Raw genomic sequence first — 21,070 nt, forward strand, 5'->3', positions numbered from 1 at the left:
TTGAGTAACCACTCATATAATTTGGTCAACTTACGATTATATCTCACTAATTTTTATCTTCCCCAGACTAAACTCAGAAAATTCAACAACCAAACACCGACATTCAAAAGGCCACAACAACGAACACCTTACAAACCTCCACTCAACAATAGATCGTTAGTCCCGATGCTTCGGGATAGATATAAGATTTAAGATAAATCATATAACACTGATAATATGGGCTTTAAGACGAAAGCTCATTCACACGCAAGAGCTTAATCTTTAGACTTTTATAAAAGCTTAAGGCTGTAGTTTAAAAATGCGTTTTTGCCCTTGGAGATTAAATAGTGCAAGGCCTTGCAAGGACAAAGTCACCATATTAAAATAAAAAGGGCACCATTAGTCCTCCTGAAAAGGTAGTACCGAAATAGGTCTTCCATTGGTAAGGTTCGATCCCAAAAAACACGCAAAAATAAACTTAAGCCAAGCTTAACGGAGTATTGACCCAAAAAACAAAGCGAAAAAGAAATTTTCACCTCTGAGGATATTGATTGGCTAAATTGCAAACAAATGAAACCAGGATTTTATTCTTTACAGCCCCCTTTTTTAAGTATCTTACTACTTCAGCAACGAAAATGAAGCAGCATTTTATGCGAAAGCAAATATGTTTTCAAGCCACTGTTGTCCGGTAAAACAATAGTATTTTCTTTTTTGCACTCCAGCTCCCGAAGCATCGGGACGGCGTATTTTCGGGCTTCGCAAGCCCCCGAAGAAAAATCGGGGCAGGCTTTGTAAATGAATCTTGCTGAACACGCACATAAATTTTGACACTGTTTGCTTAATTTATAGACCCACACAAATTAGGATGGTTCGCTAACGTTGTAATACCCTTTATTTTTACTATTTTTGCCTGCGTTTTTGCAGATTTTGAAAAGATAGAAAGAATACTATGGAAACTGTTGTTAGCGGAATTCGCCCTACCGGAAATCTTCATTTGGGAAATTATTATGGAGCTGTTAAAAACTTCCTGAAAATGCAGGAAAACTATAATTGCTACTTTTTTATTGCCGATTATCATTCATTAACGACCCATCCCCATCCGGCTGACTTGCATGGAAATGTACGTCAGATACTTGCCGAATATTTAGCAGCCGGACTGGATCCTGAAAAATCTACCATATACATACAGAGTGATTTGCCAGAAGTTGCCGAACTCACACTTTTGTTGAACATGAATGCCTACCTTGGGGAACTTGAAAGAACTACTTCCTTCAAAGAAAAGGCACGTAAGCAACCGGATAATGTCAACGCCGGCTTGCTTACTTATCCGGTCCTGATGGCATCCGACATCATTATTCATCAGGCATCAAAAGTGCCGGTAGGTAAAGATCAGGAGCAAAACCTTGAAATGACCCGGAAATTTGCCAATCGCTTCAACAGAATCTACGAGGTAGATTATTTTACCATTCCCCAACCATTCAATTTTGGTGAATCGCTTATCAAAATCCCGGGACTGGATGGCAGCGGAAAAATGGGTAAATCGGAAGGCAATGGAATCTATCTGGCTGAAGATCCCAAATCCATTCGAAAGAAGGTAATGAAAGCCGTTACCGACAGTGGCCCCACTGAACCAAATTCCCCTGTAACCGAACCCATCCAAAACCTGTTTACATTGATGGAGGTTGTTTCTGACCAGGCTGTGCTGGATCAGTTTAAGGAAGATTATGCAAAGTGCACGATCCGCTACGGGGATTTGAAAAAGAAGTTGGCTGAGGACATCATCAACTTCACCGCTCCTATCCGCGAGCGAATAAACGCCATCGCAGCAGATGATGCTTATTTAAGGAAAGTAGCTGAAATGGGGCGCGAAAAAGCGCATGAAAATGCTGCCAAAACCCTCAAAGAAGTCAGGGAGATTATTGGTTTCAAACCCTTTTAATTGAGAATAAGAAGATCTCTGTTCACAATTCTCCGTTAAACTTTTGCAAAAAGCTATAAATCAACTTTTTGAAATTATATGCACAATTGCCTTAAGGCTCTGACTATTAGCATTATACAATACTCCCTAAATCTAACGATCTATTGCATTCAGGTTCCATTTAACTAAAAACAGAACTGAAAAACATATTTTGAAAGAACGATGCTGATATCAGGCCAATGCCTGGTTGTATCGTTCTTTCAAAACTTCATATTTCCTGGGGTCGAGTGGAATTTCTATCCCGCTTTTTAGATAAATAGCAGACCGGTATTCGTCTACACTTTCCACCTTTCTGAGGTTGACAACATATTGAGGGTGACAACGGAAAAAAGCATAATTATCAAACAATTGCTCATACCGGCGCAATGGACGTGGGACAAACAGATCTTTTTCCCCCTCGATATGAATTATGCATCCCCCCGGAATGGCTTCACCATATTCTATCTCTGATAAAGGAACAGCATCACTCGCCGGCATGGTGGGAAAAACAACCAATCTGGCACAAGCAGGCAAGTCGTAGTTAGACAAAAGAATTTCCAGTTTCCGTTGATAATCCGATTCGCTGATGGCATCGCAGGCTTTGTCAATAGCCAAAATCAAATCAGAGTAATCGAAAGGCTTTATTACAAAGCTCACCGCCGAAAATTGAATGGCTTCCTTTTGATAATCTTCATTTCCTGACATGAAAACCACCTTAAAATCAAGCAATTCAATCTTCCGTAATAAATCAAACGCTGTTCCATCCGGAAGGTTAATATCCAAAATCACGAGATCCGGATTATCCGAATGAATTGCAGCTCGGGCATTCTCAATAGTGCCAACACTCTCCAGAATTTCAAATTCCGAAAAATTCTGCCTGACAATTTCCTCTACAATTCTTACCATTACCCGATCATCTTCTACAATCAGGATTTTTTTCATTGGACTCCAGTTTTAATTATATAATAAGCAACCTAACATCTTTCAAAACGATAAAACAATCTACCCTAAAGAGCATCACCCCATCACATTAATTTTCTTTCGTACTACGGATTTCCTATCACGACTGGCAGTTTTTCTTTTGGCTGAATTCATCTCCACAACAGGCAAAACGATTTTCACAACCGTCCCCCTGTCAAAGGGATTAATCTGCTTTTTGTCCATAATTACCAAGTCGGTTTTCCCTCCGGAATCTCGTCGCAACATATCAAGACGCTCACGAGTGATTTTTATGGCCATAGATTCATGCCCCTTCTCTTTCTCACTGGCCTTCTTTGATGCATTAATCCCAATTCCGTTGTCTGTAACCTCCACTACCATTTGACTCTTATCCTTGCGAAACTTTACTTCTATGAGACCATCTGTATCCACAGGTTTTATGCCATGCTCAATGGCATTCTCAATAAAGGGCTGAGTCAACATTGGCGGCACCATTACCTCATCGGAGGCAAGGCTTTCATCAACGTGCAAAGTATATTCAAAAGACTCGGAAAAACGCAACCTTTGTAATTCAAGATAGTAGCCCAGAATTTGTGCTTCCTCCTTAAGGGATATATAATCATGGGTAGAACTTCGCAATACTTGACGCATAAGCCGGGCAAAATCGGTAAGGAAACGCGATGATTTCTCAATATCATGTTCGAGTATGTATACCTGAATCGCACTTAATGCATTAAAAATAAAATGCGGATTCATTTGAGAACGCAAAAGGCGTTGCTGATGGCGAACATTCTTATACCGGTTTCGAAGTTGTGATTGTCTGATTACCATAATAATGGCAAAAGAAACCGCCACCACTAATATCAGCACTGTAATCAGGTAAAACCGTTGCCGGTCAAGCATTGATTTCTGCTTAAGGGTCTGTTGATTGAGTTCCTCAATTCGCGCCCTTTGTCTTTCTGATTCAAAGATGGCCTGTTGTGTAGCCAGGTGATGAATATTTTTTTCATTGATGATGCTGTCCCTGTATGCTGCTGACATCTTAAAATAATCAAGAGCCTTACCATTGGTTCCCTGGTTTTCGTATAGTTCCGACAATAGCCTTGAGGCTTGTTCTATCTGGAATAGTGTTCCAATCTCTTTTGATAAATCAATCGCCTTAAACAGATAAGATTCGGCTTGTTCCTGCTCGCCTATGTCCAGATATGTTTCACCTATTTTGGTATAACTAATGGCCACCTGCATCAGGTCACCCAGATCTTCATTGAGGTGAAGAGCTTTTTCAAGGTATTCAAGGGCTTTGTGCGGACGTCCCTGCTCAATGTAAGCTCCACCGATACTATTGAAGCAGATAGACTGCCCTACCTTGCTGTTAATTTGATAATTGTAATCAAGAGAGGTAAAAAAATGAAACAACGCAGAATCAACTTCACCGAGTTTAAGTAAGGACTCCCCAAGGTTATTATGATTGATTGCTAATCCAAGTTTATTGTCCGATTTCCGGGACATGGCAAGGGAGCGCTTAAAATACTCTATGGAGGTAGCAAAACGATCCAGGTTGTAATTTACATTTCCTATGCTGTTAATTGAGGAACTGATAAGTAAAGTGTCTTTGGTCTCTTCGGCGAGCGAAAGAGCTTTAATATGCATTTCCAGGGCCATTGGATTGTCATCAATCCGCCTGTAAACTACCCCGATTTGAAGATATACATTTGCAAGCAGATTCTTATCCCCGGCCTTAGTTGCATAATCGAGTGCCTTTTGGTGATACTTCATGGCTTCACCATACCGGGCCCTGTTTCGGTGTCTTTTACCAAGAAGATTATAGATTCTGGCGAGTTGACGAACATTATCATTTTTACTGGCAATCTCTTCTGCTTCGGCAAGATAGCTATCTGTAATATCCAAATTTGCCCCACCCTGCCCATATTGACTTCTCGATCGCTCTATCAGTTGTTCAACGACAAGAGAGTCGGTACCGGAAATGTCCATTCCGGTTCGTCCGGGAGAAGATTCTTCTTCAGCCATTGGCCCCTTGCATGAAATTATGCCTGTTAATAGGATTAAAAGCAATCCTGCGTAACGAATCATAATGCTTGTACTTTAAATCGACATACAATGCCATCGGCTCCTTTACAATGGAAATCAAGGGCATTGCATGTAGGGTTTTCCGGTTATTGCAGCACAAGTTAAGCATTTTTTAAACCCAATTTACAAAGAGTGTTTCTGTTTTTTGATGAAGGGTTATCTTTGTAAGCTAAAACCAGTTGATGTGAAGATAGGCAATTTAGAACTCAGAAAGGAGCCTTTGTTACTTGCTCCGATGGAAGATGTTACAGACCAAATGTTCCGCAAGCTTTGCAAACGGTATGGTGCCGATTTGATGTACACGGAGTTTGTTTCATCAGATGCGCTGGTGCGGGAGGTGGACAAAACAATGAAGAAAATGAAACTGGATGACGCAGAACGTCCGGTAGGCATACAGATTTACGGAAAAGAGATTGATGCCATGGTGGAAGCTGCTAAGATTGCAGAGGAAGCCAAACCTGACATTATTGACATCAACTACGGATGCCCTGTTAAGAAAATTGCTACCAAAGGGGCCGGGGCAGGTATGCTCCGCGACATCCCCAAAATGATTGAGATGACCCGCGAAATTGTTAAGGCTGTGAAGGCTCCGGTTACCGTGAAAACAAGATTAGGCTGGGATGAAGACTCCAAAAATATTGTAGAGGTGGCAGAGCAACTTCAGGATACAGGCATTCAGGCACTCACCATACACGGACGCACAAGAGCTCAAATGTATACAGGCGAGGCCGACTGGACATTAATTGGTGAGGTGAAAAACAATCCACGAATGAACATTCCAATTATTGGTAACGGAGACATATCAACCCCTGAAAAAGCGCGGCGTTACCTCAATGATTATGGAGTGGATGGGTTAATGGTGGGACGGCCTTCCATTGGGCGGCCATGGATTTTTAAAGAGATACGACATTACCTGGATACCGGTGAACTTTTACCGGCACCCTCCATCCCCGGGCATGTGGAAATGATCCGCGAACAAGTCAATAAATCAGTGGAATGGCTTGGCGAAAGAAGAGGAATTCTTCATTCACGCCGGCATCTGGCCATAACTTTTAAGGGACTGGATCATTTCAGGCCTTTAAAAATAAAAATGCTGAGAACAGAAAGCATTGAAGATCTGAATGCCATTCTTGACGAGATAGCAGAAAGATGGGCTGATCATTCTTCTCCCTGCTCAGAATAATAGCGACGAACGATTACACGAACGGGATACAGGGCAGCAAGAAAACCTATTAACGAAACACTAAAATAAACCAACACCATATCAGTCCATTCCAGCGCTACAGGATAGGCTTCAACAATGAAGGCGCCTCCTCCCTGAAACCGGAGCAAACCAAATTGCTGCTGAAGCCAGATTAGAAGAGCACCGAGCAGAACGCCGGCCGTGACCCCGGCCAGGGAAATCAGCCATCCCTCAACCAAAAACACTTTATTGATCAGACTGCGATCGGCACCCATACTTCTTAAAGTGCCAATGCTTTGCTTTTTCTCAAAAATCAAAAGTGAAAGTGTACCAATAACGTTGAAAAGAGCGATCACAAGAATAAACAGCAAAATCAGGTAAGCCATCAATTTCTCAACCCTCATCAGTTTGTAAAAAGTAGCATGCTGTTCATGTTGGTCTTTTACTTCGAAGCTATTGCTCAGCAGAGTTTCAATATTCTGTTTTACATCCTCAGTATCAAATTTTTTATTTACGGCAATTCCAAGAGAAGAGACTACGCTGTCGCTGTATTCAAACAGCCCCCTGGCCTGATCAATATCAACAATCAAATACTTTGAGTCATACTCGAGCTGTCGCACGGCAAAAAGACCTGCCGGATGAAGATATTCTTTTTTAAACGAAAGGTCGGGGCGCATCAAATTTATCCGTCCCTTGCGTTTGGGAGCATAAATTACCAGAGGTTTAACAAAATTAAGTCTAAGCCCCAACTGATCGGCCAAAACATACCCCACTACCCCGTAGTTCTGATTGTTTTGTCGAAGCCTGTATCGCCCGTCAACTATTATGGAATCAATTCCGGAAACAGCAGCAAAACTGTCGTCTACACCCATAACTATGGCAGGCACCTGCCTGTTATCGGATCTAATTAGTGCATGGTCTTCCAGAACGTGTGAAATGGTCTCTACACCTTCAATCTCTACCAACTGTTCATAAGGAATAGAATCTATATTAAAGACCTTGCCCTGTTCCGGAGTAATTTTCAAATCGGGATCGAAAGAACCATACAAAGAGCCTATAAGACCATGAAGCCCGTTAAAGACAGAAAGCACCACAATTAAGGCCAGAGAGCCCACTAAAACGCCGGTCACCGAAATCATGGAAATGACATTAATGACATTTTGCGATTTTTTGGCAAACAGATATCGGAGCGCTATCCTGAGGGCTAGTTTCATAACTAATTTGCAGCTGGTTTAAATGCTTTAACGAGCAATCCCGTTCCTTCTTTATGATGGCCTCGCACATCTATAAAATTCAGGAGGTAGGCAAAAGGCCAAACCAACAAATAATAAAAGGGTAGCAGAATAAAAAACACCTTGCTCTTATTGAGCAATAATATTGGCGTTTTCATGGTCAGTTTCCATGAGATATGTCCGGGAATTCCATATGAATATCGACACTCTACATTTTCAAACCCGGCCTCTTGAAGTTTTTCTGAAATATCTTCAGGACTATAGCCATCACGAACATGTTCATCAATAAACCCTGAAATACCATCACCTTCGTGATCATGATGCGCATCAGAACCACCTTTATCGGAAGGGGTTGAAATTAACAGCATGCCCCCCGGAGTTAAACTTTCAAAAAAGTTGTAAAAAACCTTCCGGTCTTCCTCAATATGCTCCATTACATCAACCGACAAAACCAGATCGTAAGAAGCCTGGTTGGAAAAGCGGGTCAGATCGGCTTCCTGAAAAGTCACTCTGTTCCCGTTGCCCAGCAACTTGAAAAACCTGTTACAATCCTCAACCTGTTCTTCTTTTACATCCACACCCAGAATCCGGAAATCCCGGCCTAATTTTGACATAAACCATGAATACTGTCCAAATCCAGAGCCTGCATCCAGTATGTCTGCCATCGAACCTTGAGATCGGGCCCACTTCTTCAATTCCCGGCGTATATACCAGGAGCGTAACAACAAAAGATTAAGAAGCCGGTAAAAAAGCACTCTCAAACCAGGCGTAGCATTGAAGACACGCCCAAGAGAACGTTTTATTGGATCATATTGCATAACTGCTAATTCTGTTTAAACTCAAAGTCGTGAAAGACCTTGAACGAAGGGAAAATTTATCCTGATTATTCGTTAAGAAGGCGATCAATATTGTCAATATAATCCAGGCTGTCGTCAATGTAGAACTCCAAATCAGGGATTACTCTCAATTGCTTGCCGGCCCTTTGACCAAGGGTAAAGCGTATTTGTGAAGCGTGTTGCTTAATGTTGTTGAAAACTTCATCTTTTCTGTCAGGTGGGAAAATGCTCAAATAAACCCTGGCAATTCCCAAATCGGGGGTAACCCGCACCACTGTTACCGACACCAGCGACCCCAGCGAAAATTCCTTCACTTCGCGCTGAAACATTTCACTCATATCTTTTTGAATGAGCCTTCCTATCTTCTTCTGACGGGTAGTATCCATATTCTATTTTGTTTTAACTGTACGAAGTTAGGCAAAATTATGCAAAAACGATTCCACCTCCTCTACCATCCTTTTGTGGTTAAACAAGGCCTTCACAGTTTGCTCTCCATTGTTCCCAATCTTCAGTAATTTTGCCGAGGGCATATCCAGGATCTGCTTTAATTGTCCGGCAACCAAATGTGGTTTCCCGGGAGTTAAAAATCCATTTTCCCCATGATTTATAAACTCGCCCGAGCCACCTGCATCAGTTGTGAGCACAGGAACGCCACAACTCATCGCTTCCAATAGTGCATTTGAAACACCTTCATTGCGGCTCAGCAGGCAAAAAAGACCAGCACGTTTCAACCAGGGGAACGGGTCATTAAAACCTTCCAAGCAAACCACATCCTGCAATCTATTGAATTGAATTTGTTTTTTAAGATTCTCTTTTTCCCGACCCTCTCCTAAAATATGGAGCTGAAGCTTTCTTTGGTATTGCTCGGGAAGCCCGGCAATAGCATCAATTAAAACATTGAAGCCCTTTCGGCGGGTCAGCATCCCGGTCGAGACAATCAGAAAACCACCTGCTTCTTCATTGGTAGCCTTATCTTTACGGCATCTTTCGTCCAGACCGTTATAGATTACTTTTACGGGATGGTTTTTCATCCATCTGTATTTATGAAGTTGATTTTTTATTTTTCCGGCATTGACAATAATCCCATCGTTTAACCTTTGATAAACCAACCGGCTCCAGAAAGGAATTCGCATCTTCCGCACAATCCCCAATCTCAAAACATGTCTTATCCTCATACCCCGGGCAACAAGTCCCGCCAGAAAATATTCCTTTTTTTTGGTTGAAACAATAACATCAATCTCATTTTCCTGCACTATATCTTGAATGATCTTCCGGGTTTCCCAATCAAAAACAGACCTGAAAGGTGCCCAAAAAGATGGAATATTACTTCCAAATTGTTCTTGTAAATGAGGTGCTCTCCCCAGGAAAAAAACGTCATGGCGATTTTGCAGGCCCTCCATAGTATTAGCGACCCATTTTTCATTTCCACCCCAAACTTTTGCTGAACAGATGAACAATATTCTCATAAAATCTTTCCTTATAAAAGCTCATCAAAACTACTGAAAAATATAAACAACACTCTATTCCCCGAAATAGAGATCAGCGATAATCAATTATTACGATCAATAATTTATAACTTGCACATAACACTGATAATTAATAAATTTTCTGATAGAAAAACTATTGTGGAAAATTAGCCTGCTTTATTCATGAATTATCGTTATGAGATGTTCAAATATCAAGAAATACAATCAACCGCAAATAAAATGGATGCAGGAAATAATGGATTATTTTCAAATCCATTTTATTGAGGACGGTTGTATTTTGCCGATAGATGGACATCGGAATAGATTATTTGTGAATAAGGTAGGTTAGATCCTGAAAAATGGGAAAAATTAATTTCTTTTAATTTTCAATAGTTCTACGCTTGAATTAATCAGGTTAAATGACAATTCTAAACATATGAACAAAAAGACACCTATTCTTCTCTCCGTGGCAGGGACATTACTGTCGGCTGCAGCGTTTGCCTTTTTTCGTTTAAGAAACAGAGCCGAAAAGACTCCTTTTTTTGAAAAAAGCCCCAAGAGGTCTCCAGCCAAACCCAACATTCCGGCCAGTACTCTATACAAAACTAAAGGCATAAAAAAAGTAGAAATAAAGGCTTATCACGATATTAAGTTATCGGGGTTTTTCCGGGGAGAAGCAAAAGTCAGACCTGACGAGCATGATAAATATAATGTGGATATTTTCGTAAATGACAATGATTTAATTGGTCATATTGAGAAAAACCGCCGATTAAGCAATTCCATTACTGTGTGGCACAACGGAGCTGTTTTTGCCTTTGGATTGATTCCCACAAGCGGCGACGTAGACAACTCTCAGCAGAAAACATTTGCCTTTATTCCAGTGGGTTTATCTGACAATGCAACAGAAGAAATATTAACCGCTCTGAGAAAACTGGAAGACAGAGAAAAAATACTGGAAAAAGAGGAAATTGCATCAAACGATTATCTGCAAATCCTGAATGACCATCAGTTGGTATCTGAAGTCTTCAAAAAATATGATTTACTTAACGAATTCGACATCAGTCTTTCAAAAAAATTAATTCCGGCTCTTTCGAAACAGCTCGAAGAGGAGGAAGACTGGGAGGGACTCCTCAAATTAGAAAAGCATGCGTCACTCATTGACGAATTAAGCGAGCGCTTTGCAGGAGCCACTTACCGACGCATCAGTAAAGCCAGAAAAACAAAAGGGATAAAACAGTAGCCATTTTTTTGTTCGGATATTAGCAAAAAAAGTTCCTGCAGATTTTTCTACAGGAATACAATTCTATTGAACGCTTCAGATCAACTCCCCATTGCACTCATTTTGCCAAAAACCTCTGAACAGATCTCCCGTTCTACCTTTGTCGTAAGTTTTCTTACAACACTATTCAGACTTGCCACAGATTTACCCAGGTCTTCATCCGGAGCCGACTGATAAAGCCGGTCGGTTATCCAAAAGAGAGACCTTAGGGCGTTCTCGAGGAGCGGCCTGGTTTCGCGAACGGATATTTCTTTAAAAGCTCCTATTTTCTTTTCATCACTAAGAGAGTCAAAATCATTCTGGGCACGTACCAATTCATCAAACCAATCCGAAGCCCCAAGTTGCTCAATCGTCTCAAGATGATATAAATCCAACTCCTTAATCAGACGGGGCAGACCTGTGATTTGTCTCTGATAGCCATCATTATTGGACTGCCAGGTATGCTTTTGAAGCACCGACAATAATTCTGTTCCAAGTACACTATGTTTACCCGACAACCGGTGACAGGAGGCTTCAACAAAACGAACAAATGCAATGTAAGCTTCATCCCTTTTACTGGCTTGTAAAGTTTTTCGCTCCATCACACTACTAATCACTCTTCGTTGAAACGTCAATTCATATGTCTGCAAACTCTCTCTCACATCTTCAACAAAAGGAAGTAAGGTTGACCGATGTGACGGACAGTGATCAAAAACCTGCAGTGATATTCTTGCAAGGTCGTATAAATCAAACGATAAAAGATTTGAAAAATTAAGGGCTTTTAGCATAATTGTTGGGCTTAGGAATAAAACCGTTAATACTAATCAGAAAAAATCAGCCTTTTCGAATGATGAAAAAGCTGTAAACCTCATAATTTTACGATTATTGACTAAAAAGGTTTCAAAATACAAAGTATTGTTAAACAAAACCCTTAAAAAAGATAATAATTAAAGGTGTTGCCAAGGATGGTTGATATTCGACTGGTGTCAAGTCAAATGTAGAATGTCGGGTAAGCCGCCGCTATTTTTCACTTTGTGCAAGTCAACAAAAAAGTAAGCATAGCCGTAGCTACGTGAGTCTTTTTTTGGGGAAGCACAAGGTAGAAAGAGCAAGGCTTGGGCCGTCAGACTATGCTTGACTTGGCACTAGAACCCCTTTCCTTCCAGGCCGGTACCACTGATCTTCCGGAATAAATCAAGGGCATAAACATCCGTCATCCCTGAAATAAAATCAATCACCGTTTGTATGCGAAGATGTACGGGGGCATCATCTGAAACCCGATATTGATCAGGAATGAAAGGCAACAATAATCCTGAATAATAATGCTTTGGCTCAAGAACTGCTTTAATGAATTCATCCAGAAGGGTACCGAGAATTTTAAAACCGGCGATTTCTATCTCAACTACCGAAGGATCTCTGTAAATACGTTTAAATCCTACCCTTGCACATTTTTTCATAGCAACATTCATGGCTCCATCCAGTTTGTCGGTCAAAGCTCCATGAAACTTACCCGCTAAAATGTCATCATGATTTTTAATGAAAATATCGGTACAAGCCCCTACCAGTTTACCAATAATCCCTGCTCTGATATAAGCAATCTGCTCGTTGGTATCGGTCACTTCCCTGCTCACCCCTTCAATCTTGCTTAAAGCATCACGATCATCAGAAGAATCATAAAAAGACAACAGCAGGTCTTTGGTTTCTTCAGTTGACAAGATTCCCAGTTTATGAGCATCTTCTATGTCCATAATCTGATAGCAAATATCGTCAGCAGCTTCCACCAGATAAACCAGCGGGTGACGTGCAAAAACACCGGGGGATAATTCCTTAAGCCCCAATTCCCGAACTATATCCAAATACATTTCCTTTTCTGACTGAAAAAAGCCGTATTTCTTGAGATTTTCGTTCCCTGAGGAATAAGGGTACTTTACGATAGAAGCAACAGTGGTATAGGTTAAAGCAAAGCCTCCATTACGACGGCCCGAGAATTTATGAGTAAGCACCCTTAATGCATTGGCATTTCCTTCGAAATCCAAAAAGTCGTCCCACACTTCTGAATTATTCACTTCCTTTTCCAGATACTGCCCTTTTCCATGCTTGAAAAAATCTGAAATGCCTTTCTCCCCGGAGTGTCCAAAAGGAGGATTCCCCATATCATGGGCCAGACAAGCAGCAGCTACTACAGAACCAAGTTCTTGTGACAGAGGAAGATCACCTCCATAAAGATCGTGCAAAAATCTGGCAACATTGCTGCCCAGGGAGCGACCAACACTGGCCACTTCCAAGCTATGAGTCAACCGGTTGTGCACAAACACACTCCCGGGTAAAGGAAAAACCTGGGTTTTATCCTGCATTCTTCTGAAAGGCGAGGAAAAAATCAAACGGTCATAGTCACGTTGAAACTGAGTACGATCATGATGCTCCGGTCTTACTGACTGGCCGGTTCGCTTGGTTGATAACAGGTTTTTCCAATCCATATCTTTTACTTTCAATAAATGGTTGTCCGATGTTTTTTCATTTCTGAAGCCAATACCCGTGCTTTACCTCCGGTAACTCTATCCATCAATCGCCAGAATCCCGGACCATGGTTTTTCTCCACAGTATGGCACAGTTCATGAAGCACCACGTAATCAATCAGGTATTCGGGCAACCTCATCAATTGAAGATTCAGATTGATATTATTGACTGCTGAACAGCTCCCCCATCTTGATTTTAGATTTTTTACAAATACTTTTTTGTAGGAGAAGTTATGACGGTGGGCAAATTGATGCACTTTCTGAGGAAGAACAAGTTTGGCCTCAATTCTCATGGCCCTTTCAATGCCTTCACGTATGGCATCCTGGACTTTGGAATCGGCAACATTTGCAAAATGGGGATAAGCAACTCTCAGTATTCCGTTGTTAAGCGTCATGCGAATGGTTTCAGCCTGATGCTTCTGTACTTTCAATTCAAAACTACTGGTTCTGAAAACAGATTTTTCATCAAAAATCGTTTTCTGACCTTCATGTTTTTCGATTTTCTCCAGGTTTTTTAATATCCATTGGTGCTTTTCTTCTACAAAAGCCAACGCTTTTTTGGGAGAGAATCCGGGTGGGAACATCACTGTAATACCCTCGAATGGCTTTAGCCGGATTGAGAGACGCTTACAACGACTGTCCGATTTAAAAAGCACAGGCCCCAGCCCTTCTATTTCTATAAGTGAGGTTTTTATCGCCATTTAAACGCAAAGTTAAGTATTTCATTTTTCCCCCAAACAACCTTTTTCAGGTTTTGCTGTAACGTTTATCCCCACTCAGGCGTCGCACCTGAAGTTATTCTTTCTTAGAAAAACATCACCTATTTAAGCAATTTGTTACCAAAAAAACATTAATCATGCATTGTTTTATCATCAAAATGTTCGATAACGGACAACCCTTGTCGCAAAAACAGACAGTTTTAAATATTAAAAAGAAAAGCCCCACAATCACAAACAACTGTATTTCTGAGCATTAAAGACTTTGGCAAATCAATTGATATGAGATCAGAGCAAAACCACACAAAACCAGGTACCATGAGCAATAGTATTATTAAAGTTGAAGGCCTGCACAAATCCTACAGGATGGGAACCAGTGCACTCCACGTTCTTAAAGGGATTGATTTGGACATAAAGGCCGGGGAGATGGTCAGTATTATGGGGTCCTCTGGTTCTGGTAAGTCTACTCTTTTGAATATACTGGGAATTCTTGACGGACATGATCGGGGAGATTACTTTCTCGATAACATCAAGATTCAGAAGATGAACGAAACTCAGGCGGCCAGGTTCCGAAACAATTACATTGGTTTCATTTTTCAGTCGTTCAATCTTATTTCTTTCAAGAATGCCATGGAAAACGTTGCGCTGCCGCTTTATTACAAAAACATCAGTCGCAAAAAACGTAACCAGAAGGCATTGGAATATTTGGAACGACTTGGACTTAAAGAGTGGGCCAATCACCTGCCTTCAGAACTCTCCGGTGGTCAAAAACAGAGAATTGCCATTGCACGGGCACTAATATCGGAGCCAAAGGTAATTCTTGCCGATGAGCCTACAGGAGCACTTGACACTCAAACTTCTTATGAAGTAATGGACATCCTTCAGGAAGTCAATAAAATGGGCATTACCGTAATCATAGTTACTCACGAGGACGACATCGCCCATCGCACTCAAAGAATTATCAGACTTCGCGACGGCATTATTGAAATGAACAAAAAGAACGGACATTTTCAAGCTGCTGCATCCAGTGAAGTTTTTTCCACAACTTAAAAATATTGTCAGCCACAAATGGTGCACATGCAATGATAAAGGTTTTTTTGACGCACCTTTTCACCATGCCATGCACTCTATAAACTGCCAATAAAAAATCAATATTCAAAGACTATGTTTAACGCATTCCAGGAAATATTCTCGACCCTCAAACAGAATAAACTCAGGGCCATCATGACAGGTTTCAGTGTGGCATGGGGTATTTTCATGCTCATATTATTGCTGGGATCGGGAAATGGACTTCAGCATGGGATGGAAAACAATTTTCGCGGAACCGCCAAAAATGCCCTATGGATATGGAGCCGGCAAACACAGGTTGCGCATGAAGGTCTGCAGGCAGGCCGGAGGATTCAATTCACCGATGAAGACTATGACATGCTGGTCAACCAGTTCAATGATGACCTTTCGAATATATCAGGAAGATTTCGCCTTTGGGGAAGTGGAACTGTGACCTACAAAAACGAATACGGAGATTATGATCTGGAAGGCGTCATGCCGGAATTTCAACACATCCAGATTGTGGATATGGAGCAAGGCCGGTACCTCAACAAAATTGATTTGGAGCAGTTCCGAAAAGTAGCGATCATCTCTGTGCCCGTCAAAAAGGCCCTTTTCAAAGAAGAAGATCCTATTGGAAAATACATCCACATCGATAAAGTTCCTTTTATGGTTGTAGGTACCTTCATCAACCCCGAAAGAAGAGACGATGAACAAATTTACATTCCTGTAAAAACAGCCCAACGTGTATTTAACGGCGGAAACCGATTAAATCAGCTGGCCGTTTCCACCAACGCACTTACCGTAGCTGAAAACAAACGCGTTGAAGAAGCCATCCGCTCCACCCTGATGAAACGACATCGCATTGCCCCAGAGGACAAACAAGCCCTGGGAATATGGAATACACTTGAGCATTTCAAACAAGCACAAGGTGTTTTTATGGGCATTCGCATCTTCGTATGGGTCATTGGCATCATGACCATCATTGCAGGAATTGTTGGTGTCAGTAATATCATGATAATATTGGTAAAAGAACGCACCAAAGAGATTGGCATCCGCAAGGCTATAGGTGCAACGCCATGGTCTGTTATCCGCCTGGTACTTTCAGAATCCGTGTTTATAACCACTCTTTCAGGATTTTTTGGCCTGGTAGCAGGTATGGGGCTCCTGGCAGCAGTATCGATGGTACTTCAAAACATTGCAGAGGGGAACCCGGGTATCGAAAGAAGTTTCTATAACCCTACAGCCGACCTTTCGGTGGCAGTTTCGGCCCTGGTAGTGCTGATTGTGGCTGGATTAATTGCCGGATATGTGCCGGCAAGGAGGGCCTCAGGCATTAAGCCAATCGAAGCCCTGCATGATGAATAGCATTAGGTGAGCCCTAAAAAAAGCCTAAAACAAAATCGAATCAGTTAAATTAAAAGCTAAATACCGTGTTTGATCTGGACCGCTGGCAAGAAATATTCAATGCCATAAAACAAAATAAATTCCGCAGCATCCTGACTGCCTTTGGTGTGTTTTGGGCCATTTTTATGCTGGTTGTAATGACCGGCTCAGGCAATGGCTTAATCAACGGTGTCACCCATGGATTCAAGGATTTTGCCACCAACAGTGCCTTTATGTGGGCCAACCGGACAACCGTTGCCTATCAGGGATACGACAGAGGGCGTCAATGGAATCTGACCAATGCAGATATGCAGACTATTACTGAGGAAGTACCTGAAATTGATGTTTTATCTCCCCGCCTTCAGGGATGGAATCTGCGGGAAGGACAAAACGTAGTGAGAGGGGAAAGAGCTGCCGCTTTTAATGTTATGGGCGATTATCCCCAATACAGAAAGATTGACCCCTGCACCATGCCCTGGGGCAGATACATCAACAAAGAAGACATTGATCTTAAACGTAAGGTCTGCATAATTGGTGAAAAAGTATATGAGGTGATGTTTGATGAGGGAGAAGATCCTGTAGGCATTAATATCCGCATCAATGGAGTCTATTTTATGGTAGTAGGCGTTTTTAAATCGAACAACCCAAATATCAACATTGGCAGTAACAAAAAAGAGACCATTTATCTGCCATTTACAACGATGCAGCAATCCTTTAACTATGGTGACCAGGTGCACTTTTTTGGCTTTACCGCCAAACCCGGAGTTAATGTTCAGGGACTGGTTGATCGCATCAAACCTATTGTGAGGAAACAGCATAAAATATCGCCCGAAGATGAAGAAGCCATTGGTGGATTCAATGTTCAAAGTGAACTGCAAACCATGGAATACACTTTTCTGGGCATCAACATCCTTATATGGGTAGTAGGTATCGGAACCCTGATTGCAGGCGCAGTAGGCGTCAGTAACATCATGCTGGTGGTCGTTAAGGAACGCACCAAAGAAATAGGCATTCAAAGAGCCATCGGAGCCCGGCCGGCCTTGATTGTCGGACAAATTTTAACCGAATCAGTTTTTCTGACAACCGTAGCCGGATTCCTGGGACTTGCCATGGGTACGCTGGTTTTGCACCTCACCGATATGGCGATCACTGCGGCGCAAGCCCAGGCACCGCCCGATGAGATGACGTTCTTCATGAACCCGGAAGTCGGGCTCCCGTTGGCCATTTCAGCTTTAATAATGCTCATTCTGGTAGGCCTTTTCGCCGGGTTCATTCCCGCGATGAAAGCTGTTAAGATTAAACCCATCGAAGCCCTGCACCATGAATAAGTATTAAAGTCTGCCTTACGGCAATCCGAGATAAATCGAAAACTAAATAACAAACAATACAGGCACTCATCAAATGCCTTTAAAAACCTGATCAAAATGAAAAAGTTTCTCAGAATCCTAATGGTCGTTGTTTTGGTAGCCCTTGTAGGCTGGGTAGTTTTTTACCTTTACAAACAGACTAAGAAATCACCGGTTGTTTACGAAACGGAACAAGCTGAGGTGACTAGTATTATTAAAAAGACGGTGGCTACAGGATCAATTGTTCCTCGCAAAGAGATTGCGATTAAACCTCAGGAATCGGGCATCATCACCGAAATTTATTTAGAGCCCGGTAATCTGGTAACACAAGGCGACCTGATAGCTAAAATCCAGATAATTCCTGAGATGATACAGGTAAATGAGGCTGAAACAAGGCTGGACAAAGCACGTTTGGCCTATGAAAACGCCAGGATTGAATTCAATCGCTCAAAGGAATTGTATGATAACAAAGTCATTCCCGAATCGCAGTTCCTGGCCGACAAACTAAGCTTTCAGACCTATGAAAAAGACCTGGAATCGGCCCAAAACAACCTCGAACTGATTAAAGAAGGGGTCATTAAAAGAGCAGGTGCACAAACGAACACTCTCATTCGCGCTACCACTACAGGGATGGTGTTGGACATTCCGGTAGAAGTTGGCAACTCTGTTATTAAAAGTAACACCTTTAATGATGGTACAACTGTCGCTTTAGTCGCTGATATGGGTGAAATGGTCTTTGAAGGGAAAGTAGATGAGACAGAGGTTGGCAAAATCAAAGAAGGCATGAATCTTTTGCTGACCATTGGAGCTCTTGATGAAGAGGAGTTCAAAGCAAACCTGGAATTTATCTCCCCCAAAGGGGTTGAAGAAAACGGAGCCATTCAGTTTGAGATTAAAGCCGCTGTTAAGCTGCAGGAAGGAAGCTTTGTAAGAGCAGGATACAGTGCTACGGCAGATATTGTACTTGACCGTCGCGACAGTGTTCTGGCCATCAAAGAGAAACTAATAACTTTCAAAGATGACTCTACATACGTTGAAGTTATGACCTCCCCCCAGATATTTGAAAAAAGAGTGGTTGAAACCGGTCTTTCTGATGGCATCAACATTGAAATAAAAGATGGTATCACCAAAGAAGACAAAGTAAAGGTTCCCAAATCATAATCATTACTAAAGTCTCTTAATTGGAGGTTGTCTCAAAAGTCCAATTTTGACGTCATTCTGAGCTTGTCGAAGAATCTTTTCACTTGAAAAACGGATGTTTAGACTACGCTCAACATGACAAACCTTTGGGGTTATATACTTTTGAGAAACCCTCAGGGAATAACTTGTACCAAAATGAAACAACTCACACAAGACACACATTTAATACCATGAGAAACAAAACAATCATACTCCTGTTTGCAGCCCTAATGGCCTCGGCCGGAGTAATGGGACAGGAAAACAATAAATGGAGCCTGAAAGATTGTATTGACTATGCCAGGGAAAACAATCTTTCCATAAAACAACAAAACATAAATGTTGAATATCAACAAAATCTTTATGAGCAGAAGAAGCTGGACCGGGTTCCCTCCCTCAACGGGAGTGTGGGTTATCAGTTGAGCTTTGGCCGAGCTTTAGACAAAACAGCAAACGAGTATCGAAATCAAAGATTTCAGTACGGGAGCATGGGAGTAAGAGCATCTGTCCCTTTATTCCAGGGGTTTGCTCTGCAAAATCAGGTAAAACAAAACGAAGCCAATTGGAGAGCGGCTCAAAATGAATTAGAAGCTGCAAAAAACGATCTGGCTTTAAATATAACTGCATATTACCTGCAGGTATTATTCGACAAAGAGCTTTTAGAGGTAGCAAAAGAACAACATAAGGTAGCATTAGAGCAGGTCGAAAATACCCAAAAGTTAGTTGAGGCAGGCCGGGTTGCTGAAGGAAATCTTATGGAGATACAGGCGCAAGCTGCCAGAGAAGCACTTAATGTAACCCAGATGGAAAATAATTTAACCCTCTCGCTTCTTAATTTGGCTCAGGCTCTTGACCTCGAAGATCCAGGGAATTTTAATATTGTTTATCCTGATATGCCCGAACTAAGAGAACAAGATTTAATGTTGCCGTCAACCCTTTTTAATACCGCAGTGGAAATTATGCCAGAAATAGAGGCTTCGCGTTATAACCTAGAAAGCGATGAATATGCTTTAAAAGCTGCCAGAGGAAGATTATACCCTTCTCTTTCTCTTGATGCAGGATGGAACACAAGTGTATCCAAATACAAGGATGAGCAAAACTTCGATTTCAATAGCCGCTTCCGCAATAATGCAAACCAATTTATTGGCGTAACTATTAATATTCCTGTTTTCAATAATTTTTCGGTTCGTAACAATGTAAAAAACTCGGAACTCAGTATTCGTAGTGCCAAGTTTGAGCTTGAAAAAGAAAAACAAGTGCTTCGCAAAGAAATTCAACAAGCTTACGCTGATGCAGAGGCTGCTTTTCAAAAGTACAACTCTGCAAGGGTAGCGGTTGATTCATACGAAGAATCTTTACGATATACCGAAAAGAAATTTTCAGTAGGACTCGTAAGCCCTGTAGATTATAGTGTAGCCCGTTCGGATTACATAAGAGCCCAATCGGACTTTTTGCAGGCCAAATACGAGTATGTATTGCGGACCAAAATACTGGATTTCTATACCGGAGAACCGCTTATTCTTGAATAAGATCAATAATAACACCTGAATTTGAACCGTAAAAAGCCCGCATCCAAAATTTTGGATGCGGGCTTTTACTTTCCCTGTGAAGTAATAACTCAAATTATTGTATAACTCTAAAAACAATACTCCGTTAAACTTTCATAGGGCACTTGTAGTCAGTTATTTATATTTAAACAATTGTTTATACTAACAATAGTCCGTTATACTTTTGTAAAAAGCTATAAATCAATTATTTGGAACCAAAGATGCATTTGCTTTAAATTCCAGATTATCAATGCTATATGGTTTATCTTAAATCTTTTATCTAAGTAAAGTCATAAACCATTTAAAACGTGTTTTTTATAATTTTCTTAGTTTTTTAAATATGCCGCAAAAAGAATCAAAATTTCTTAACTTCGAAAGTTTCCAGCTTCTAACTTCTA

The 21,070-nt window shown here is 41.3% G+C and carries 17 protein-coding genes; 8 read left to right on the forward strand and 9 right to left on the reverse strand.

The window, feature by feature from the left end:
• The first annotated feature begins 928 nt into the window (after nt 1–928).
• Nucleotides 929–1,918, forward strand: a complete 990-nt coding sequence (trpS, locus tag DDZ16_RS06210; RefSeq protein WP_109263559.1) for a tryptophan--tRNA ligase — start codon at nt 929–931, stop codon at nt 1,916–1,918.
• A gap of 210 nt (nt 1,919–2,128) precedes the next feature.
• On the opposite strand, the gene DDZ16_RS06215 is transcribed toward trpS, so the two are convergent.
• Together DDZ16_RS06215 and DDZ16_RS06220 are read right to left on the reverse strand one after the other, a co-directional pair.
• Nucleotides 2,129–2,878, reverse strand: coding sequence for a LytR/AlgR family response regulator transcription factor (locus DDZ16_RS06215; protein ID WP_109263560.1), 750 nt, complete (start codon nt 2,876–2,878; stop codon nt 2,129–2,131).
• Between the two features lie 75 nt (nt 2,879–2,953).
• On the reverse strand, nt 2,954–4,966 hold the full coding sequence (locus DDZ16_RS06220; protein ID WP_109263561.1) for a tetratricopeptide repeat-containing sensor histidine kinase: 2,013 nt from the start codon (nt 4,964–4,966) through the stop codon (nt 2,954–2,956).
• Nucleotides 4,967–5,147: 181 nt separating this feature from the next.
• Here DDZ16_RS06220 and dusB point away from each other — a divergent pair, with 181 nt between their 5' ends.
• On the forward strand, nt 5,148–6,146 hold the full coding sequence (gene dusB / locus DDZ16_RS06225; RefSeq protein ID WP_109263596.1) for a tRNA dihydrouridine synthase DusB: 999 nt from the start codon (nt 5,148–5,150) through the stop codon (nt 6,144–6,146).
• Here the strand turns inward: dusB and DDZ16_RS06230 are convergent.
• The 4 genes from DDZ16_RS06230 to DDZ16_RS06245 all read right to left on the reverse strand — a co-directional run bounded on the left by DDZ16_RS06230 (nt 6,122) and on the right by DDZ16_RS06245 (nt 9,680).
• Nucleotides 6,122–7,360, reverse strand: a complete 1,239-nt coding sequence (locus DDZ16_RS06230; RefSeq protein WP_109263562.1) for an ABC transporter permease — start codon at nt 7,358–7,360, stop codon at nt 6,122–6,124. The two genes, dusB and DDZ16_RS06230, sit on opposite strands and share 25 nt — an antisense overlap.
• A gap of 2 nt (nt 7,361–7,362) precedes the next feature.
• On the reverse strand, nt 7,363–8,196 hold the full coding sequence (locus DDZ16_RS06235; protein ID WP_109263563.1) for a class I SAM-dependent methyltransferase: 834 nt from the start codon (nt 8,194–8,196) through the stop codon (nt 7,363–7,365).
• A 65-nt stretch (nt 8,197–8,261) separates the two neighbouring features.
• The gene (gene rbfA, locus DDZ16_RS06240) at nt 8,262–8,600 is read right to left on the reverse strand and encodes a 30S ribosome-binding factor RbfA (protein WP_109263564.1); all 339 of its coding nucleotides are present in this window, start codon (nt 8,598–8,600) and stop codon (nt 8,262–8,264) included.
• Between the two features lie 27 nt (nt 8,601–8,627).
• Nucleotides 8,628–9,680 carry a glycosyltransferase gene (locus DDZ16_RS06245; protein WP_109263565.1) on the reverse strand — a complete coding sequence of 351 codons (1,053 nt, stop codon included), beginning with the start codon at nt 9,678–9,680 and terminating at the stop codon, nt 8,628–8,630.
• 436 nt (nt 9,681–10,116) lie between these two features.
• On the opposite strand from DDZ16_RS06245, the gene DDZ16_RS06250 reads away from it, so the two are divergent.
• Nucleotides 10,117–10,920: a hypothetical protein gene (locus tag DDZ16_RS06250; RefSeq protein WP_109263566.1), complete on the forward strand. Its 804-nt coding sequence runs from the start codon at nt 10,117–10,119 to the stop codon at nt 10,918–10,920.
• Between the two features lie 80 nt (nt 10,921–11,000).
• Here DDZ16_RS06250 and DDZ16_RS06255 read toward each other — a convergent pair whose 3' ends face one another.
• The 3 genes from DDZ16_RS06255 to DDZ16_RS06265 form a co-directional block, all read right to left on the reverse strand.
• A complete protein-coding gene (locus DDZ16_RS06255; RefSeq protein WP_109263567.1) occupies nt 11,001–11,726 on the reverse strand; it encodes a DUF6261 family protein in 726 nt (241 codons plus the stop codon).
• Nucleotides 11,727–12,083: 357 nt separating this feature from the next.
• Nucleotides 12,084–13,415, reverse strand: coding sequence for a dGTP triphosphohydrolase (gene dgt, locus DDZ16_RS06260; protein ID WP_109263597.1), 1,332 nt, complete (start codon nt 13,413–13,415; stop codon nt 12,084–12,086).
• A gap of 11 nt (nt 13,416–13,426) precedes the next feature.
• Nucleotides 13,427–14,155 carry a M48 family metallopeptidase gene (locus tag DDZ16_RS06265; protein WP_109263568.1) on the reverse strand — a complete coding sequence of 243 codons (729 nt, stop codon included), beginning with the start codon at nt 14,153–14,155 and terminating at the stop codon, nt 13,427–13,429.
• A gap of 333 nt (nt 14,156–14,488) precedes the next feature.
• Between DDZ16_RS06265 and DDZ16_RS06270 the strand changes: the two genes are divergently transcribed.
• The 5 genes from DDZ16_RS06270 (at nt 14,489) to DDZ16_RS06290 (ending at nt 20,654) form a co-directional block, all read left to right on the forward strand.
• A complete protein-coding gene (locus tag DDZ16_RS06270; protein WP_232526568.1) occupies nt 14,489–15,220 on the forward strand; it encodes an ABC transporter ATP-binding protein in 732 nt (243 codons plus the stop codon).
• A gap of 114 nt (nt 15,221–15,334) precedes the next feature.
• Nucleotides 15,335–16,585, forward strand: a complete 1,251-nt coding sequence (locus tag DDZ16_RS06275; RefSeq protein ID WP_109263569.1) for an ABC transporter permease — start codon at nt 15,335–15,337, stop codon at nt 16,583–16,585.
• 65 nt (nt 16,586–16,650) lie between these two features.
• Nucleotides 16,651–17,931, forward strand: coding sequence for an ABC transporter permease (locus DDZ16_RS06280; protein WP_109263570.1), 1,281 nt, complete (start codon nt 16,651–16,653; stop codon nt 17,929–17,931).
• A gap of 96 nt (nt 17,932–18,027) precedes the next feature.
• Nucleotides 18,028–19,110 (forward strand): efflux RND transporter periplasmic adaptor subunit, encoded by a 1,083-nt coding sequence (locus tag DDZ16_RS06285; protein WP_109263571.1) that lies wholly within the window; start codon nt 18,028–18,030, stop codon nt 19,108–19,110.
• Between the two features lie 209 nt (nt 19,111–19,319).
• On the forward strand, nt 19,320–20,654 hold the full coding sequence (locus DDZ16_RS06290; protein ID WP_109263572.1) for a TolC family protein: 1,335 nt from the start codon (nt 19,320–19,322) through the stop codon (nt 20,652–20,654).
• Nucleotides 20,655–21,070: the final 416 nt, after the last annotated feature.

This window comes from Marinilabilia rubra, from assembly GCF_003121985.1.
Classification (GTDB): domain Bacteria; phylum Bacteroidota; class Bacteroidia; order Bacteroidales; family Marinilabiliaceae; genus Marinilabilia; species Marinilabilia rubra.

Coding starts and splice junctions, on each gene's coding strand:
- trpS (WP_109263559.1), top strand. CDS start 929: ATGGAAACTGTTGTTAGCGGAATTCGCCCTACCGGAAATCTTCATTTG.
- DDZ16_RS06215 (WP_109263560.1), bottom strand. CDS start 2,878: ATGAAAAAAATCCTGATTGTAGAAGATGATCGGGTAATGGTAAGAATT.
- DDZ16_RS06220 (WP_109263561.1), bottom strand. CDS start 4,966: ATGATTCGTTACGCAGGATTGCTTTTAATCCTATTAACAGGCATAATT.
- DDZ16_RS06230 (WP_109263562.1), bottom strand. CDS start 7,360: ATGAAACTAGCCCTCAGGATAGCGCTCCGATATCTGTTTGCCAAAAAA.
- DDZ16_RS06235 (WP_109263563.1), bottom strand. CDS start 8,196: ATGCAATATGATCCAATAAAACGTTCTCTTGGGCGTGTCTTCAATGCT.
- rbfA (WP_109263564.1), bottom strand. CDS start 8,600: ATGGATACTACCCGTCAGAAGAAGATAGGAAGGCTCATTCAAAAAGAT.
- DDZ16_RS06245 (WP_109263565.1), bottom strand. CDS start 9,680: ATGAGAATATTGTTCATCTGTTCAGCAAAAGTTTGGGGTGGAAATGAA.
- DDZ16_RS06250 (WP_109263566.1), top strand. CDS start 10,117: ATGAACAAAAAGACACCTATTCTTCTCTCCGTGGCAGGGACATTACTG.
- DDZ16_RS06255 (WP_109263567.1), bottom strand. CDS start 11,726: ATGCTAAAAGCCCTTAATTTTTCAAATCTTTTATCGTTTGATTTATAC.
- dgt (WP_109263597.1), bottom strand. CDS start 13,415: ATGGATTGGAAAAACCTGTTATCAACCAAGCGAACCGGCCAGTCAGTA.
- DDZ16_RS06265 (WP_109263568.1), bottom strand. CDS start 14,155: ATGGCGATAAAAACCTCACTTATAGAAATAGAAGGGCTGGGGCCTGTG.
- DDZ16_RS06270 (WP_232526568.1), top strand. CDS start 14,489: ATGAGCAATAGTATTATTAAAGTTGAAGGCCTGCACAAATCCTACAGG.
- DDZ16_RS06275 (WP_109263569.1), top strand. CDS start 15,335: ATGTTTAACGCATTCCAGGAAATATTCTCGACCCTCAAACAGAATAAA.
- DDZ16_RS06285 (WP_109263571.1), top strand. CDS start 18,028: ATGAAAAAGTTTCTCAGAATCCTAATGGTCGTTGTTTTGGTAGCCCTT.
- DDZ16_RS06290 (WP_109263572.1), top strand. CDS start 19,320: ATGAGAAACAAAACAATCATACTCCTGTTTGCAGCCCTAATGGCCTCG.